The organism is Streptococcus sp. HMSC062D07 (assembly GCF_001814215.1).
GTDB lineage: Bacteria > Bacillota > Bacilli > Lactobacillales > Streptococcaceae > Streptococcus > Streptococcus infantis_I.
Genome location: NZ_KV815325.1, coordinates 186,302 through 204,221, shown reverse-complemented (window position 1 = coordinate 204,221; position 17,920 = coordinate 186,302). Strand labels below are relative to the sequence as shown.

The window sequence follows — 17,920 nt, the reverse complement described above, 5'->3', positions numbered from 1 at the left end:
CTACTGAAGCGCCTACAACTTCAGTAACTACTACAACTCCATCATCTTCTTCTGAAACTACTACTGAAGAAAAACCAGGACTTCCATTTACTGGGGAGAGCAAAGGAACACTTATTGCAGTTCTTGGTTCACTTGTTCTAGTTTCATCGATTATCGTTCTTGCAAAAACTCGTAAAACTGAAAAGGATTAGGCTTATAGAATATAAGATTTAGATTCTCAAGTCTTCAATCATTATAAAACTAAAAGGATTTACTTTTAAAGTGAATCCTTTTACATTTCTTTTAAATAAAAAACTTAAACTGAATAAGTATAAAAAACGATAACTAAATCAGTTTAGTTATCGTTTTTCTATTTTAATCTTTTTCACCAAGTTTACTGTTGATGGTCATCATGATACTTGCAATCTTTTCACCCCAATACGGATCAGAAGCGTAAAGAACGTTCATTCCAGAAGATTTATTGCCAAGATGGGTTCTACCTTCATCAATATAATTCTCTCTGATCCATTTAGCTGCACCTAGGATTCCCTTATCAACATTGTCGAAACTCTTTGCAGAATCATATGGAGTAGTATCATAGGCAGCAATACCAAAGAAGTTATTCTTATCCTTAGCAATCTGACTACGCCCCCATGCACTTTCTAGAGCGCTGTGAGCCATGAGATAGAGTGCATTCACCTGATAGCGTTTCTCCGCTTCTTTGAAGACCTCTCCTTTACCTGCAAGGCGGCTGCCCTGAATATTCATAAGAGAATAAACCTTATTCAATTCTTCAGCTGTGTAATTAGTTGGTTTTCTTAAATCCCTAAATATGAAAGGATTTTCAACTGTAAAACTTTCAAAGTTAATACCATCAGCTGAATAATATTTTTTACCAATAGCCATTGATGAACTATGAGGGGCTACACGGATACTTGTGTATGGTGATAACTCATGATAAAGATAATTTCCATCAGATGAATAGTGAGGAATGAAGTCACTATCTGAGCTGACAGCTACTAAATCACTCTTATTCATATAGCCTGAAAGTCCAGAGATTTTGACTGGAATTCGACCGTCTTTGGCTTCATCTCCATCAATCGATACAATACTTCCTTGCGAAATATAGCTGAGTTTCTCACCAGAAGCACTATATACATTTGCTGTAATTGGTTTTACTTTATAGTATGCTGCCGTATCGGAAATCCATTTTCCATTGCTTTGGAAAGAATAGTCTTTTCTGTTAATGGTGAAATTACCAGTTACATATGCCCCATCTTCTTTGAGATAATACCAGGCGTTATAACTTTTATCAAAAATCCACTCATTCTTGGCCATATATCCATAAGATTTGAGATAGTAAGAGCCTTGCCATTGGTTCTCAGCATAAGCACCATCAGATTTTAAGTAGAACCAACTATTGTATTTTTTATCAAAGAACCATTCACTTTGAGCCATGGCCCCACTATCTTTTAGGTAGTATTTATCTTTCCATTGACTACTCAACATGACCCCGGCATTGTCAAATAAGTACCAAGAGCTATTAATCTTTCCCCATTTATTACGAACGACTTTTCCTGAATCAGTAGCATAGTACCACTTTTCATCCATTTTTACCCAGTTCTTTTCAGCCATAGCACCGCTAGTCTGAAGAAGATAGTCATTATAAATTGTTTTGCTTAACATGATACCAGTTTCATCAAAACGATACCATGAACCGTTAATTTTTTCCCATTTGTTGCGGATAATCTTTCCTGATTCTGTAGCATAATACCACTTCTCTTCTATTTTTACCCAAGAAGTTTCAACCATAGCACCACTTTTATTAAAGAGATAGTCATCATAAACTGTATTGCTAAGCATGATACCATCTTGGTTAAAATAATACCAATGACCAGCTATTTTTTTCCAATTCGTAACAGCCTTTTTACTTTCATAATAACGCCATTGGCCATTCTCTTTTTGCCAACCTTCTTTGTCGACCTCTTCAGTAATTTCTTCTGTTGAAGAGTTATCCTTAGTAACAGCTGTTTCTTGTTTCTGTTCAGATTGAGAAGAATCCTTTTCTGCCTTGATTTGTGTTTCGTTTTGATTCTGCTTATCCTTCTGCTCTTGACCTTGAGATTGCTTTTTCTCTTTAGCTTCCTTACTCGTTCCATTTGCTAAAGTTTTTTCTGAACTTTGAACTTTGTTTGTAGCTTGGTTTTCCTCTGCTAATACAGTTGTTTTAGAAATCCCGGCCATGGAAAGAACAACTGTACTTGCTAGTAATATCTTTTTCATTTTTATCCTTTCAATTTTATAAATTCATATTCTTTATTTTTTTATCTCGTTTAAGGACGACAATCATCCATTTTATTATACAATATAATTTCAAATATAAAAGTAAGATCTTTAAGAAGAAAGAAACTTGTAATATTGTTAAAACATTTTAGAAATAAAAGTCAACAAAAAGTAGTCGAATAGGATATAAACGACTACTTTTTATCATTTTTCTAAACTTCAGCTGTTCTTACATTCTTCTTCAATCGAATAGGATTTATAGATATTGATAAAAGAGCTAGAACGATAAATCCGATACCGACATACCAGTAAGGGGCATCAAGAGTAGTTGAACGACCAGAAAGATTGACAATACCTCGGAATAGTGTCCCTGTTGTAATAATAGCTATAGCCGAATTCCATAAATTAAGGCTAATTCTGTAAAAATATGGAAGGACTTTGAGCAAGATTGCTAGTATTATCCCACCCACCAGAGGTACAGCAAACAAGTAATGCATATGAACTGATGTCTCTCCAAAACTGAATGCCTCATAAATTCTAGAGAAGGCAAAGAAGAAAATCGTAATTAGTGTATAAGAGATGACTATTTTCTTAAAACGTTTTTTACCAAGATTAGTAACCGATGTAGACAATATCACTCACCGACCTTTCTGAAATTTTGTTTCCTCCAGTCGTTGGTTTATTGATAACCTGACCGTTGAAGTAAAGTGTAGAGGATCCCCCACCATCAAGATTGTAGGCAGTTTTTGCACCATAGGATTTCATAACCTCAGCTAGCTGGTACAAAGAGAGACCTTCACTTTCAGAAGTACGTCCGTCAGAAACTACAATAATGTAGTGGTTTTCGTCGATAATACCAATAGCTGTACGTGGATTCGAAGCCATAGCTTGTCCGACTTCTTGGTTTTTTCCTACTGCTATTTCACCATTTTCGACTAAGGCAGGACCAAAAGCTAAGAGATTAATAACTCCGTCTTTGACTAGTTGGTCAGCTGAAATCTGATCCTCGTAAATAATCTTGAAAGAACCATCTTTATAAATGGCTAAATCACCATTATTAGAATTTTCACGGACAGTATCACGATAGACAACTCCATTACGGATAACATAACCCGAAGAGTTGGCACCGTAATAGTCACCATTGACTGCTAAAATTGCATCATTTTCTGCAGCAGTGACAGATGTTTTAGCTGTTACGTTTGTTCCAAATGAGTTTTGAGCAAATGCTGTTTTTAGATATTCTGATGAACTTACTGTAACATCTGCAACATACACTTGGGTATGATTAACCGTCGTTTCAGTCAAATTGATAGAGATATTCTCGTCCTTATAACTTGAGTTAGTTACTGTTGCTGTCTTAGCTACTTGGCTAGCTTGAGCTGTGTTGGAACTTGTATTAGTTGTTGCTACTGTCGAAATAGTCTCAGCAAGTACAAAAGTTTTCAACATTGAGTAACTAAAGGATCCTGTCAAGAGTAAACCGAGAACCGAGGCATAAGCATATGGTTTCTTTATAAATTTCATAATACAGTTGATGTCCTTTCCTTAAAAATCAATTTCTTTTGCACTGTCCAAGAGACAGCGAAGAGAAGGATGCCGACGATAACTTTGGCAATCAGAAGGTTGATACCAAAGACTGTAAAGAAGAGACGAATCAGTAGCGTGTCTAAGACAAAGAGCCCGACTGCTAGACCAAAGTACCCCATCCCTGTTTTCACAAGGCTATCGTCGTTTTTAAAGACTAGTTTTTTATTTGTAGAGTAGTTAAAAATGGAGCTTGTCACACGAGCTAGTCCATTAGCTAGGAAAATTCGGAAACTTGTTGGCGCTGTTGGTAAAAACAAGATTGCAATAGCGTAAACAAGGTAGTCTACAACAAAACTACTGAGAGATGACAAGGCGAATTTGAAAATATTCTTATAAATCATGAGCCCATCTTTTATTGGACGGAAGTGTGAACCCTCATTATCATTGATATAAACTGTCTCAATAGGAACTTCTAAAATTTGATATTCTTTAGTAGCTTCAAGAAGCATATTCATTTCATATTCGTAACGATTTCCCTCTATTTTCAGCATAAAAGGAATAAGATTTGTTGTAAAAGCTCGAAGTCCTGTCTGAGTATCTGCTACTTCTACCCCAGTTTGGATCTTAAAAAGTGCTTTTGTTAAGCTATTTCCGAAACGGCTACGAAGGGGTACTTTACCAGTGAAGGCACGCACACCCAAGATTAGCTTATTAGGATTTTCAGAAGCCTTGTTAGCCGTACGGAAAATATCCCAAATCTTATGCTGACCATCTGCGTCTGCCGTTACAACTGTTCCATAGCTATTTAGTTGTTGGATATAAGCAAAGGCCGTTTTAAGTGCTTGGCCTTTACCTTGGTTCACTTGGTGACGGAGCACCGTAGCATATTGTTCTGCTTTATCAAAGATATTTTGACACTTTGATGAACTACCGTCGTCGATAACTAGAATACGAAAATCACTCTTTTCGTGGATTTTTTCGATGAGTTTGATAAGTTTATTATCAGGTTGATAAGCTGGAATTACTATATAGTTCATACCGGCACTCCTTTCTTAGTGATGGTATAACTATACAGAACATCGCTTAAAGATACATTATATCAGTTTTCTTTAAGAAAAAGTTTAAGAAACTTTAAGAATGGAAGTCATTTTCTTTAGAAAGCAAGAACAATCAATATTAATAAATATACAAAAAATCCTCAAACAGCAAATGAATTTGAGGATGGAATTTATTATAAAATAAACTATTTATTCTATTTTATCTCTTAATTTCTCGACGAAGAGATAGGCTGCGGGACAGGTTAAAGTATTTTTGATAGTCAGATTATTAATTTGATAAATCTTTTTACGGTCGGTATGTGGAAATTCTCTACAAGCCTTGGGACGGACATCATAGATGGAACAGAGATTGTCACCACCGAGAAATGGACATGGCATTGACTTAAAGACCTTATCACCGTCTTCATCTACCTGTAGAAATTCATCTTCGAAGGCTGGTAATTTCATTTTAAAGTACTTGGCAATGCGTGTGATATCTGCTTCCTTAAAATCCGGTCCAAGGCTCTTGCAGCAGTTGGCACAGGCTGTACAATCAATTTCTTCAAAAACTTCTTGGTGAATTTCAAGGGCAATCTTATCTAGGTTTTTTGGAGCTTTCTTTTTCAGATTTCCAAGGAATTTACGATGCTCTTTTTGCTTTTGTAAAGCTAATTGGTGATAGTATTCGATATCGATTTCTTTTGACATAGATTCTTTAACATCCTTTTCTGAAACTAGTATACCATAACTGAAAATAAATAAAAACTACTGCCGTTAAGGCAATAGTTTTTACAAGATTAGTTGACTTCGACCACCTCAACCATATCTTTGCCAAGTAAGATTAAATATTTTTCAACTTGATCTATTTGGTAAGAACGAGACAAGGCTTCTGCATATAGAGATAATTGACCTCTATAACGTTCGATCAGTTGACTTGGATATTCATAAAGATCTGTCTTGTAGTCAAAAAGAACAATTTTATCCTCATAAAGGAGATAACCATCTAAAATTCCACGGACAACAAAGTCTTCCTGACTCTTAGCATCTCTTTTTAACATAGAGAAGGGTTGTTCTCGATAAAGTTTATCTTGATTTGCAAGAATCTCTTGACCAAGAGCTGTATCAAAGAAAGATAAGATTTTTTCTAGATTAACTTTATCTTTAACAGCTGAAGTTGCCTGAACTTGCTCCAAGGCTTCTGTCAAGGTTTCTAAAGTAGGTTTCTTAGCGAGATTGATTCGTTGCATGAGTTCATGTGTGGCACTACCAATCTCAGCTCCAGTGACTTTTTCTGTCTTGGAGAAGTCTGGAAGTTCAAACTGAATCATAGTTTCTTTTGGTTTAGATTGACCAGCTACTACTACACCTTCCATATCCATGACTGGTTCATAAAACTTCTTAATCTGACTTGGGGTCTGAACACTTGGAAGATTGATTGCTGCACGGTGGATTTGGTTATAGACTTCCACTTCTTTTAACATTTCCAACGCATCTTTGATAGTTTCTGACTGACGGTTGTCTGCTTGGGATAGGTCTTGAAGTTGACTTTTATGTTCCAATTCTCCGATAGCTTCTTTGGTTAGGTTTTCTTCACCTTCAAAGCGCACACTAAAATGCAAATCCTCTTTAGAAAACGCTTGATAGATGGCCCAAATCCAGTCCTGGAAATTACTAGCATCTAGTCTCGTTTCTCGGGTCAAAAGACCTTTCCCATTTGTCGGATATTCTTTAGATTCTAACTTTTCACGAGAACCTTTTCCAACTAGATAGAGTTTTTTCTCAGCACGCGTCATGGCTACATAAAGTAAACGCATCAACTCAGAATAGCTTGCTAATTGGAGCTCTTCCTCATTTTGAGTATAAGTCAAGCTAGGGATAGATAATTTAATGGTAGATGGAACATATTCCTCTTTTGCATTTGTAGCGATTCTAGCTACATAATTTAACCCAATTCCATTTGTGCGACTGAGGATAACCTCAGACATAGTATCCTTCTTGTTGAATTTTTGATCAATATTGAGGATAAAGACATAAGGAAATTCAAGCCCTTTACTCTTGTGAATACTCATAAGTTCTACCGCATCCTTAGGTGGTGCTACAGCAACATTGGCAAGATCATGCTGGGCTTCCAAGACTTGGTCAATCATTCGAATAAAACGGGATAATCCCTTGTAATTACTCTTTTCAAACTGATCTGCTCTTAGAGCAAGGGCGTAGAGATTTGCCTGTCTGGCCTGTCCATTTGGCAAGGCACCGACATAGTCATAGTAAAAGCGGTCGCTATAGATTTTCCAAATGAGGTCATAAAGAGAATGTGTTTTGGAATACAAGCGCCATAAATGGACTGTTTCCATGAAAAATTCTAATTTTTTTTGGAGTTCAGACTTAATTAAATCCTTATGAAGACTAGTTTTCGCTTGAGCATTGACTAGTTTCTCATAAAAGTTCTCTTGAACTTTATCCTCAGATTTTTGGAGAGCGAGACGAGCCAATTCATCCTCATCAAAGCTAAACATCGGAGATTTCATTAGAGCAACTAAAGCGAAGTCTTGAAGAGGGTTGTGGATGACACGAAGAGTATCCAACATCACCTGGACTTCTAGGGATTGCAAATAGTTTGCTTGAGCACCGTCTGTCTTGACAGGAATACCATATTCAGACAAGGCGAGCAGAACTTGATCATTACGACTTCGACTAGCAGTTAAGAGAGCCATGTCCTTGAAAGGTACACCCTTATCATTATGAAGGTGAATTATCTCCTTAAGCACCATCCGCATTTCACCAGTCAGTTTGTTAGTTGCAAGTTCCTCCTCATCATCAGAATCGCTATCATCATCCTTATCGTATAAGAGAACTTCTGCCTTGTTTTCTGGATTTGATTGAATATCAGTATTCCCAAAAACAAGTTGATGCATACCGTCATAAGATATCTCTCCAACTTCCTCGTCCATGAGGTGTTTAAAGACATCGTTCGTAGCATCAAGAACCTCTGAACTGCTCCGGAAGTTTTCCTTAAGTAGAATTAACTGACCTTCTTTGTCATTTTGAGCAAATCTATGGAATTTTTCATTGAAGATTTGAGGATCTGCCTGTCTGAAACGATAAATTGACTGCTTAATATCTCCTACCATAAAACGGTTATGGCCATTAGAGAGGAGTTCCAACATCCTCTCCTGGATATGGTTGGTATCTTGATATTCATCGACCATGACTTCGTGAAAGCGTTCCTGATATTCTTGTCTAACTTGAGGGAAGTTTTCCAATATCTCAATGGTATAGTGGCTAATATCCGCAAATTCAAAGGCATTTTCTTCACGTTTACGTTGTCGATAAGCATCAACAAAATCACTCATGAAAACTTGGAAAGTCTTTGCTAAATCCCAAGACTCTTGATGATAATCTTCTTGGAATTTCAATAAAGTGATTTGTTCATTTAGTGCAATCAGCTTTTCAAACTTTGATTTTCTCTCTTGGTTGTAAGCTTCTTTCAAGTCTTGCAGTTCGGCCTTGCGACTGGCATTTGTGAGAGCTTTACCATTCTTAGCTTTAGAAATATTTACAACTCGCTCTAAAACTTCTTGGTATTGTTCAAAAGTAGATTCGTTGGTTAAAGCTCCGATTTCATCAAGAACTTGTTGAACAGCCTCTAAATACGCTGCTTTACCGAATTCCTTTGCATCATTTTCCAAATGATGACGGAAAAAACTTTCTAAATCCCAGAGTCTTTGCTGAATGTCTTGAGCCAGCTTTTCTTTAGAACTTGTAAAATCGGCCTTTTCGAAACCTTTTAAGAAAGATTCCTGTAGCCAAGCTTGAGGATTACTTGTAGATTGCAAAAAGTCATAAATCATATAGACCTGTTTACGCAAACCACGTGCATCCTTGTTTTTACCCGCAAAGTTCTTGACCAACTGACTAAACTGTTCTTGTTCCTTACCTTGGTAGTGAGTTTCGAAAACTTGTCGAAACACATCATTCTTTAAGAGGAGTTGCTCACTTTCATTCTCAAGAATGCGAAAGTTTGGGGCGAGGTCAATCAGATAACCATGTTTAGCCAGGAACTTCTGAGTAAAAGAGTCCATAGTTCCGATGGCAGCATTGGGTAAATCAGTTAATTGTCTGCCGAGGTGTTTTTTTAGCTCCAGATCCTGAGTCTCTTGGATTTGTTGGCTGATTTTCTTTTCCAAGCGTTCTTTTAATTCAGTTGCTGCCTTTACCGTAAAGGTTGAGATAAAGAGTTGGCGAATTTCTACACCACGCGCTAGTTGATCAAGAATTCGTTCAGCCATGACAAAGGTTTTCCCCGAGCCAGCTGAAGCTGAAACCAAAATATTTTGACCAGAACTGTAAATCGCTTGAATTTGCTCAGCAGTTTTCTTGGGGTTCTTGTCAGAATTAGCTTCTGCTATTTGCAATTTTTCAATCTCTTCTTGGGATAAAAATTTCATCGCTCCAACTCCTCTCGAATTTTATTAAACCATGCTTCCTTATCATTGCTCTTAGCGACCTTGTCTAACAATCTAGCCTGACCTAAATGGTAATTAGCTTCAAAACCAGTTATCGACTGATATTGTTGGACATATGGAGCAATACTTCTGCCGTCTTCTGTGTAAGGATTGATAGCAAATCTACCAGATAAAATCTTCTCTGCTGCCTTCTTATAGATAAGGGCGTTATAGTCCAGCAATAACTGGAATTCCTCATCAGATAACTGATAGGTCTTGTTTTTATTATATAGTTCCCCAAGGTTCTTTATTTCTTTTTCAAGAAATAGCCCTTGATATTTCATACTCTTAGTCGTTTCTGCTAAAGCCTTTGAAAGAGTTTTAACAGATTGTAAGGACTGAACTGGCTCAGCCATCTCTAAATACATGGCACCAAAGAAGTCTGTATTTCCTTCTTTTTTAAGTGCAGCCAGATAGGTCGGTAACTGTGAATTAAGGCCGTTATAAAAGAGAGGGAAGTTAAACTGAGTTAGAGAAGATTTGTAGTCTACAACACCAATCGCATCACTTGTCTTTAAGCGGTCGATACGGTCGACTTTACCTCGGACATAGACATTTCTGCCGTTTTCTAACTGAACAAAAGCTTGTTCCTTACCACCAAAGACTACTTCTTCCTGAATGGTTTCAATTTCAGAATTATAACGAAGAATGTGCCCAGTTGCACGCGCAACGTCTAAAAGAACTTCCTTGGTTAATTGGGCTTCCAAACTTTCTTGATAAATCGCTTGAAACTCACGTTCTTGACTGGTTTCAGAGATTGCTTGCTCTAAACGACGATCAAAAGATGTATCAGCAGGAAGTTTCATAGCTCGTTCAAAAATACGATGCAAGAAATTTCCATGACTTCGTGCATCAGGTCGCAGTCGCAATTCTTCCTGTAAGCCTAAGACATATCGAAGGTAATAACTGTATTCGTTTCGATAAAACTCTGTCAATCCAGAAGTTGATAGATAAAAATCTTGATCTTGAGGATACAAGGCTTCCAAAGTTTCAGTAGCTAAGGTCTTACTTTTTGGACTTGTCGGTAGGACAGGATTATCAAGCCCTTGATCTTCTAATTTTCTCCCCATGACACGAGCTAGAACCTTAATAAAGGTTAAGTCCTGCTCACTTGTCTCCGACTCACCTTGCTGGTGATAAGCAACAAGACTAGACAAAAGACTGTGATAAGAACCAATATCATCCTTTGATAGGTTTTTTCGATCGATTCTCTTTTCAATCTTGGTAAAACCAAAATCCTGCAATTCTTTCAGATAAACTGACTCTTTACTCTCGTTTTCATTGAGTAAACTTGGTGCCGATAAGACCAATTGCTTCTTAGCAGAATTTACCAAAGAAAGCATGGTATAGCGATTCTTCTTAAGATTTTCATGACTAGCAATCAATAATTGAGAGCCTTCTTCAGTACCTTGGTTTAAAACTTCTCTTTCTTCATCACTTAAAAGACTAGTATTTTGGGTGATTTTAGGTAGATGGTCCTGGGTTAAGCCAAGTGCATAGATGTAATCAGAAGTCAAAGGCGAAATCAAATCATAACTTTGCACCAGAACCGTATCTACCGTTGCTGGGATTGTACGATAATTTGATAAGGACATCCCTGAATGAAGTAGAGCCAAGAAATCATCTAAAGCGACCTGAGAACATTCAAATACAGTCGCAAATTGCTCCATTACGTGGCAAAATGCCTTCCAGACCTCCTCTTGTCTTTCTTGCTCTGTCGCATCCATCGTTTCGGATAAGGATTGTAATTGCTTGGTCACAGATGCATCCTTCAAAAAGTTGTTCCATTTTGTAAGGATATTTTCAGTCTTTTGCTTACGACTGGATAATAAAGTTTCTAGTGGGTTTAGGACACGGACACGCAGCTCGTTTAATTTCTCTAAATCAAATTTTCCATGATGATTTTTTGTAAATTCTTGTTTAAAAATAGAAAGACCATCAATACCTAAATAGCGGATATATTGTTCAAAGCTATCGATTTCTTCTTGAGTAAGGTCTGTATATAAGCCGGTTCGTAAGAGGTTAATCAAATCTTCTTGACGGAAATAGTATCGTTTGAGACGTCCCACAGATTCTACAAATTGAGTCAAAGGATGATGAGCCATAGACTCGCTTCTCCCCAGATAGAAAGGAATCTGATATTGATTAAAAATTGTCTGCAAGGACAGTTTATAAGACTCTACGTCTCCTAGTAAGATACGAAAATTCTTATAGCTAAGTTCTGGCTCTTGGTGCAATTTCTGGCGAATACTACGAGCAACGAGCTCCAGCTCTTCTTTTTGTGTCAGACAAGACCAGATTTGCAGGTCTTCTCTATCCTTAGCATCCACTTCTATACTGATTTCAGAATAATCATAAGCACTTTCCAGTAATTTTGAGGCCTTGGCAAAAGCATCAAGATTTTTATGTTCTTGACATGCATCTTCTACCTTGGTCTGATATTTAAAAGCTAAATGACGTAGAAATTCAACACTGGCTTGATAGAGATTCCCTTCACTAAAAGGGCTATTATAGGCTTTCTTAGTCGCATATACACCAATAATAATCTCAACACCTTTACGATGAAGCAAATCCACTAGGTGTTCCTCTTCTGCAGAAAAACGGGTAAAACCATCAATGACTAGGGCAATCTTGCTAAAATCGCTACTTACCTTGTTTTCTTCGATAGCATCAATCAGATGAGATAATGGACTCCCCTGTGAAACTTGACCTTGATTTAAATACGCTGTTATCTTTTCAAAAATTAAGAGTAAATCAGAGCGTTTATCAGCATCTGTCAAGCTTTCCAAGTCCAAAAAACTCATCTTTGCAGTTGAAATTTCATGATAAATCTCAATCAGTTGCTGGATGAATTGCGGATCTTGTTTAATAGCCCCGTAAACACGTAAATCCTTAGCATCTATCTCAGACAGACATTTGTAGAAAGCCATACCAAGACCAATATCATCGAGACTTGTTCCCTCAGGAATATCATTTAAAACCAGATAACGAGCCATTTGAGCAAAGCGCGTGACTGTGATAGCAAAAGAAGACTGCTGACTCAAGCACCCCAGCACGGCACGTTCCTTTTCAAAAGAAAGAGAGTTAGGGGCGATATAAAAGACTCGTTTGCCTTGGGCAACCAGTCCTTGAGCCTCCTTGGTTAGGATTTCTGTCAAAGAAGTCCGAATATCGGTATAAAGTAGTTTCATCTCTGCCTCGTTTGTTTTTGTCATTACCTTTTATTATATCATTTTTTAAGTCAAAATAGATTGATATAAAGCCCTAATTTTAACCTGTCCCATATCAAAAAAGTCGGAATAAAATCCGATCTTTTATAGTTATTAACTACCAGAAAACAAGAGTACCCATAATTCCCAAAATGCTAAAATGTTGATCATGATATGAAGTAAAATAGGGTAATAGAGTGAATGAGTTTTTCGGTAGAGGAATGCACAAATTGCTCCTCCACTTGCATAGGTGAAAAAGGCGAGTGGTGTTAAACCTGAACTGACATGCACATAGCCAAAGACACAGGCTGATAGCAAAACATCTCCATACCATGGTGAATCTTTCAGAAATGTATTCATCAGAACTCCTCGATATACCAATTCTTCGGTAATTGGTCCTAGCAGACAAACAATAAGTAAAAGATAAGGTAACTCTTGTCGCCCTGTCATCTCAGTCAATTCATTTAAAGCGATTTGATTGGACGTTGCTGGGGTTAAAAAGGAGAACACAATACCTGAAAGATGACTGACTCCATAAGCAAGAAGCAAATAAACTGGATATCTCCATTTCCACTTCAACTCAAGAATTTTCCTACCTTCGAATACTAGTAAATAAAGAATAGCTATAAAAGTAACGATGAGCTCTAAAAAAGCAAGAATCAAGAAATACTCTCGACTAGCAACTACAAATCTAGCTGTAAAGTGATTAAAAATCCACCAAAACCATGTCTTCCTATAAATGATTACCAATAAGGCTAGTAAAATCTGCACAGCTCTTTTTTTCATGATAAATCCTCTGATTTTTTATCAATTATCAGTATAATATTAAATATATTACTAATTTAGTATATCATATTTTTGTTATCGATCTACTAAAAACCTAAATAGAAATGGCATTTCACTCAGCTTTAGACTTATTTGCCTCAAAATATGCTATAATATAGGCAAAACACGTGAAAAGGAAATACTATGATTAAACTACTTGCTCTTGATATGGACGGTACTCTTCTCAACGAAGCCAAGGAAATTCCTCAGGCTCATATTGATGCTATTCATAAAGCTATCGAAAAAGGTGTCAAACTGGTTCTCTGTACTGGACGCCCTCTCTTTGGAGTTCTTCCCTACTACAAGAAACTCGGTCTTGATTTGCAAAATGAATACGTTATTGTCAACAATGGTTGTTCTACCCACCAAACAAGTGACTGGAGCCTTGTCGACTGGCGGGAACTTAGCAAATCTGACATCGAATACCTGAATGACCTTGCTGAAAAGAGTGAGGTTCAGTTGACTCTCTTTGATGAGGAACACTACTTCGTTCTCGGAGGCAAACCAAATCCTATCGTTCAATATGATGCCACACTTGTTTTTGCTGACTTGACTGAAATCTCACTGGAAGAAGCTACTAGTGGTAAATATCGTATGTTCCAGGGAATGTTTTTAGGCACAAAAGAACAAACAGATGACTTTGAACAACGATTTGCTGATGAACTTTGTCGGAGATTTAGCGGTGTTCGTTCCCAACCTGTTATCTATGAGGCAATGCCACTCGGTACAACCAAGGCTTCTGCTCTTTCTCGTTTAGCTGAGATTTTGGATATCCAACCTTCTGAAATCATGGCTATGGGTGATGCCAATAACGACATTGAGATGTTAGAGTTTGCTGGGCTGGGGATCGCTATGGGAAATGCCAGCGACCACGTCAAATCTCTCGCAGATGCTGTAACTGCCAGCAATGAAGAAGACGGTGTTGCACGCGCTATTGAGAAATATATTTTGTAAAAAATAAGCCCAGTCAACTAGTATTTCTAGCCAACTGGGCTTTTATTTTTTTTAAAATTTAAAAACTTTAGAAACTCTTTAGAAATGCTTGACGATTCTTTGATATCTATGCTTTATACTAGAGTTATAAAAATAAAACATCTTATACTCTTCGAAAATCAAATTCAAACCACGTCAGCTTCGCCTTGACGTACTCAAGTACAGCCTGCGGCTCGCTTCCTAGTTTGCTCTTTGTTTTTCATTGAGTATTAAAGGTTAAAGGAGAAAACTATGAAAACAGTCCTCGAAATCCATGGCTTGTCCAAACAATTTGGCAAACAACCTATTCTACAAGATCTTAGTCTCTCAGTTAAAGAAGGAGATATCTATGGACTTATCGGAAAAAATGGTGCTGGTAAAACAACTCTGATTAAAATCGTTACACAATTATTATCTGCTGACCAAGGAACTATTTCCCTCTTTTCTAGTCAAGGGTATAAGGAGTGTACGAAAGCCCTATCTCGAGTGGGTTCAGTCATTGAATCCCCAGTAGCTCACAATCATTTAACAGCCTATCAAAATCTAAGATACTATTGTACTATTCGACATATCCCAAATGCTGATCAAGTCATTCAGGAAACATTAAAGTATGTGGGGTTAACAGATACAGGTAGAAAAGTTTTTCGAGATTTTTCTCTTGGGATGAAACAACGCCTAGGCATTGCTATTGCCCTCCTATCAAAACCAGACTTTCTCATCCTTGATGAACCTATCAATGGACTTGACCCAATCGGTATCAAAGAGTTTCGTCAAATGATTCAACGTCTGAATCAAGAACTAGGAATAACAATTCTCATCTCTAGTCATATCTTGTCAGAACTCTATCTGGTTGCCAATCGCTTTGGAATTTTAGACCAAGGGAAAATCATTCGAGAAATCAGTAAGGCCGAATTTGAGACACTTAATGAAGACTATATTGTTCTAAAAACAAGTGACAAAGAAAAAGCTAGTCAAATCTTAAAAGACAAAGTGCATCTTGAATTTAAAGTTGTTAATTCAGACAACGAGATTCATATTTTTAGTCATGAACAAGATATCAAACGCATTCTCAAAGAACTTACTCTAGCGGATGTTGCTGTGGATGAGATTTACTATGCTCGTCAAAATCTTGAAGAATACTTCACACAATTAGTAAAATAGGAGGAAAACCATGATACACACAATTCAAGCAGACTTTTACCGTCTTTTCCGTTCCAAAGGCTTTTGGATTACAGAGCTCGTTCTCTTTGCACTCATGTTAATGGGGGCTACTTTCGGAGCTACAGGACAGCTCATATCCGTCAGCACAAGTACAAACGTAGAAACCGAACTGCCAAGCAAGGGATGGGATGGTATACAAGCCCTTATTAACACATCTAGTAATAGCTCAAACCTAGTTTTCCTCTGTATTATCCTTGCTTGCTTAGTTCTAGGAGTTGATCTTATCGGAAAACTCTATAAAAACAGTTTGACAGTGGGTGTTTCTCGCACAGAATTCTTCCTAGCCAAGTCTGTAGTATTAGCAAGTATCGCTCTAATGCAAATTCTTGTTAGCCTAGTTATTGCTTTCGTACCAGCGACTATCCTAAACGGTCTTGGTACGATGCCAGAAGGATTTATTAGCAATCTCCTTATTACTATTGGTCTTCAATTCCTCTGTCTTCTAGCTTGGCTATCTATTGTTTCCTTCATTCTCTATGTGACTCATTCTTATTTGGCTGTTTTCATAGGCTATTTAATCAGCTCTATCTTGCTTTCAACGCCAATGCTTATCTTTCCAGATATCGAGATTTTGCGCTATTTATCCTTGAATTTTGCCTATGCTATGACTGCCTATAGTCAAGCTGTTCTATACACCATTGTCGTTACAGTAACTATTATTCTATTCTTTACCATTAGTGGACTTGCTGTTTTCAAAAAGAAAAGCTTATAAAAATGACCTCCTCTGTTCAAAAAGAGGAGGTTGCTTGTTTTAAAAGAGAATTCTAACTGTAAACCAAGAACCATCTGTACTTAGTTGTAGTTCTGCACCAAGTAGATGGGATAATTCTTCTGTAATATAAAGACCTAAACCTGATGATTCTTCAGTATCTGAGAGGTTTTCAGAGTAAAATCGTTGACTGAGATTTTCAATTTTACGAATGGGTTGTTTAACTAGATTAGCAATTTCCAAACAGATATGATTGTCCACTTCTTTCAAAGAAAATCTCGCTTCATCCTTACCATGTTTTAGAACATTGCCAACGAGATTTTGCAAGATACGCTCTAATAAATCCGAGTCTGTCAGTAAATACAAACCAGGTTCTACTTGCAAATCAAGGTTAATCTTTGCCGTCTGAAATGAATCATAATAGGCCAGCAATTTTTGCGTCATAAATGTCGAGACTTCTAACTCAGATAAGTCAGGTTTTACTGCTCCCTCCATTAACCGACGATAGTCCAAAAGAGCCTCTAGACGTTTTGAAACTTGATTGAGATGATGAGCAATTTTTTTCAAACTCTCAGACTCAGGATTTTCTGTTTTAAGCAATTGCTGAGTATAACCTGATGCAATCGTTAAAGGTGTCCGAATATCGTGTGCAATATTGCTAATAGCCATGTCTAAAGTCTGCTTCTCTCGCTTCATAATCAAGCGTGACTGCTCAACTTCTTGAAAGAGATGATTGATTTGCTGGTAAAGATGTAAAAAATCCTTGGAGAAAGTTGACACTCCGATTCTCTTCATACTTCCAGTCAGAATCTTGTCTTCAATTTGTTGGCTCAAGTTTACCAGTGCTAGATGATAGCGAATCAACCCTATCGTCAATAGGATAATAACCAGCAGTAGCAAAGAAAGTAAAATATAGATCATTGCTCATCTCCTTTTAACCGAACACCAACTCCCCAGATAGTTTCAATATACTCTTGCTCTGGATCTAGTTGACCTAATTTTTTTCGGAGATTACTTAAATGAGTGTTGAGAGTATTGTCGCCTGGTAAATAAGTATCCTCCCAGACCAATTCATAGAGTTCTTCTTTCGTGAAAATTTTCTTAGGATGTCTCAGCAAGGTTTGGAGAATCAAGCATTCTTTCTTAGCTAGGCGAATAGTTTCCTGGCAATTTTTGATTTCAAAACTATCTGCATCAAATTGAATATTTTTTAACTGTTGAATCAATTTGTCAGGATGTTCGATTTCAGCTGCTTGCTTGTCACTATTTTGACGTAATTGTACCGTAACCCTGGCAAAAACTTCATCCAAATCAAAAGGCTTTACAATATAATCATTAGCACCATCTAAGAGATATTGGCTGATGAGCTTTTTATCACTTAGGGCAGTTAGCATGATGACAGGAACTGAACTATCGTGTCTAATGGCTTTTAAAACCTGATCACCATTTTTTCCCGGAAGCATAATATCTAGCAGGATTAGATCAATGTCACCTTGTTCAAATCGTATCATACCTTCAGTACCAGAAAAAGCCTGAATCACCTCATGCTCCTCAGAAAGAAGAGTTCTCAAAATTTCTTGAATCTCATTATTATCTTCAACGATAAGTATTCTAGCCATAAACACCAACCTTTCTAATAGTATTATATCATGT

General features: G+C 37.1%; 14 protein-coding genes. 4 read left to right on the top strand and 10 right to left on the bottom strand.

Going from position 1 to position 17,920, the window contains the following annotated elements; all coding sequences use genetic code 11:
- A partial coding sequence (locus HMPREF2957_RS03145) for an LPXTG cell wall anchor domain-containing protein (RefSeq protein ID WP_148131970.1) occupies positions 1 to 191 on the top strand: 191 nt, incomplete at its 5' end.
- A gap of 163 nt (positions 192 to 354) precedes the next feature.
- Here HMPREF2957_RS03145 and HMPREF2957_RS03140 read toward each other — a convergent pair.
- From HMPREF2957_RS03140 to HMPREF2957_RS03105, 8 genes are all read right to left on the bottom strand, one after another.
- A complete protein-coding gene (locus tag HMPREF2957_RS03140; RefSeq protein WP_070677470.1) occupies positions 355 to 2,262 on the bottom strand; it encodes a glucosaminidase domain-containing protein in 1,908 nt (635 codons plus the stop codon).
- A gap of 212 nt (positions 2,263 to 2,474) precedes the next feature.
- The gene (locus tag HMPREF2957_RS03135; protein WP_070677468.1) at positions 2,475 to 2,900 is read right to left on the bottom strand and encodes a hypothetical protein; all 426 of its coding nucleotides are present in this window, start codon (positions 2,898 to 2,900) and stop codon (positions 2,475 to 2,477) included.
- Positions 2,875 to 3,786 (bottom strand): phosphodiester glycosidase family protein, encoded by a 912-nt coding sequence (locus HMPREF2957_RS03130; protein ID WP_070677466.1) that lies wholly within the window; start codon positions 3,784 to 3,786, stop codon positions 2,875 to 2,877. Before HMPREF2957_RS03130 ends, HMPREF2957_RS03135 begins: the two co-directional genes overlap by 26 nt.
- On the bottom strand, positions 3,783 to 4,826 hold the full coding sequence (locus HMPREF2957_RS03125) for a bifunctional glycosyltransferase family 2/GtrA family protein (protein WP_070677464.1): 1,044 nt from the start codon (positions 4,824 to 4,826) through the stop codon (positions 3,783 to 3,785). Before HMPREF2957_RS03125 ends, HMPREF2957_RS03130 begins: the two co-directional genes overlap by 4 nt.
- 210 nt (positions 4,827 to 5,036) lie before the next feature.
- Positions 5,037 to 5,534 (bottom strand): YkgJ family cysteine cluster protein, encoded by a 498-nt coding sequence (locus tag HMPREF2957_RS03120; protein ID WP_070677462.1) that lies wholly within the window; start codon positions 5,532 to 5,534, stop codon positions 5,037 to 5,039.
- Between the two features lie 89 nt (positions 5,535 to 5,623).
- Positions 5,624 to 9,274: a helicase-exonuclease AddAB subunit AddA gene (gene addA, locus HMPREF2957_RS03115; RefSeq protein ID WP_070677460.1), complete on the bottom strand. Its 3,651-nt coding sequence runs from the start codon at positions 9,272 to 9,274 to the stop codon at positions 5,624 to 5,626.
- On the bottom strand, positions 9,271 to 12,522 hold the full coding sequence (rexB, locus tag HMPREF2957_RS03110; RefSeq protein ID WP_070677457.1) for an ATP-dependent nuclease subunit B: 3,252 nt from the start codon (positions 12,520 to 12,522) through the stop codon (positions 9,271 to 9,273). Before rexB ends, addA begins: the two co-directional genes overlap by 4 nt.
- 132 nt (positions 12,523 to 12,654) lie before the next feature.
- On the bottom strand, positions 12,655 to 13,326 hold the full coding sequence (locus tag HMPREF2957_RS03105; RefSeq protein ID WP_004253677.1) for a CPBP family intramembrane glutamic endopeptidase: 672 nt from the start codon (positions 13,324 to 13,326) through the stop codon (positions 12,655 to 12,657).
- Between the two features lie 183 nt (positions 13,327 to 13,509).
- Between HMPREF2957_RS03105 and HMPREF2957_RS03100 the strand changes: the two genes are divergently transcribed.
- The 3 genes from HMPREF2957_RS03100 (at position 13,510) to HMPREF2957_RS03090 (ending at position 16,270) form a co-directional block, all read left to right on the top strand.
- Positions 13,510 to 14,319 (top strand): Cof-type HAD-IIB family hydrolase, encoded by an 810-nt coding sequence (locus tag HMPREF2957_RS03100; RefSeq protein ID WP_070677456.1) that lies wholly within the window; start codon positions 13,510 to 13,512, stop codon positions 14,317 to 14,319.
- A gap of 270 nt (positions 14,320 to 14,589) precedes the next feature.
- Positions 14,590 to 15,498 (top strand): ATP-binding cassette domain-containing protein, encoded by a 909-nt coding sequence (locus HMPREF2957_RS03095; RefSeq protein WP_070677453.1) that lies wholly within the window; start codon positions 14,590 to 14,592, stop codon positions 15,496 to 15,498.
- Positions 15,499 to 15,508: 10 nt separating this feature from the next.
- Entirely contained in the window at positions 15,509 to 16,270 is a 762-nt protein-coding gene (locus HMPREF2957_RS03090; protein WP_070677451.1) for an ABC transporter permease, read from the top strand.
- Positions 16,271 to 16,309: 39 nt separating this feature from the next.
- Here the strand turns inward: HMPREF2957_RS03090 and HMPREF2957_RS03085 are convergent, their stop codons facing one another.
- The gene (locus tag HMPREF2957_RS03085) at positions 16,310 to 17,188 is read right to left on the bottom strand and encodes a sensor histidine kinase (RefSeq protein WP_070677449.1); all 879 of its coding nucleotides are present in this window, start codon (positions 17,186 to 17,188) and stop codon (positions 16,310 to 16,312) included.
- Positions 17,185 to 17,886 carry a response regulator transcription factor gene (locus tag HMPREF2957_RS03080; RefSeq protein WP_070677447.1) on the bottom strand — a complete coding sequence of 234 codons (702 nt, stop codon included), beginning with the start codon at positions 17,884 to 17,886 and terminating at the stop codon, positions 17,185 to 17,187. The genes HMPREF2957_RS03085 and HMPREF2957_RS03080 overlap by 4 nt, the downstream gene beginning before the upstream one ends.
- Positions 17,887 to 17,920: the final 34 nt, after the last annotated feature.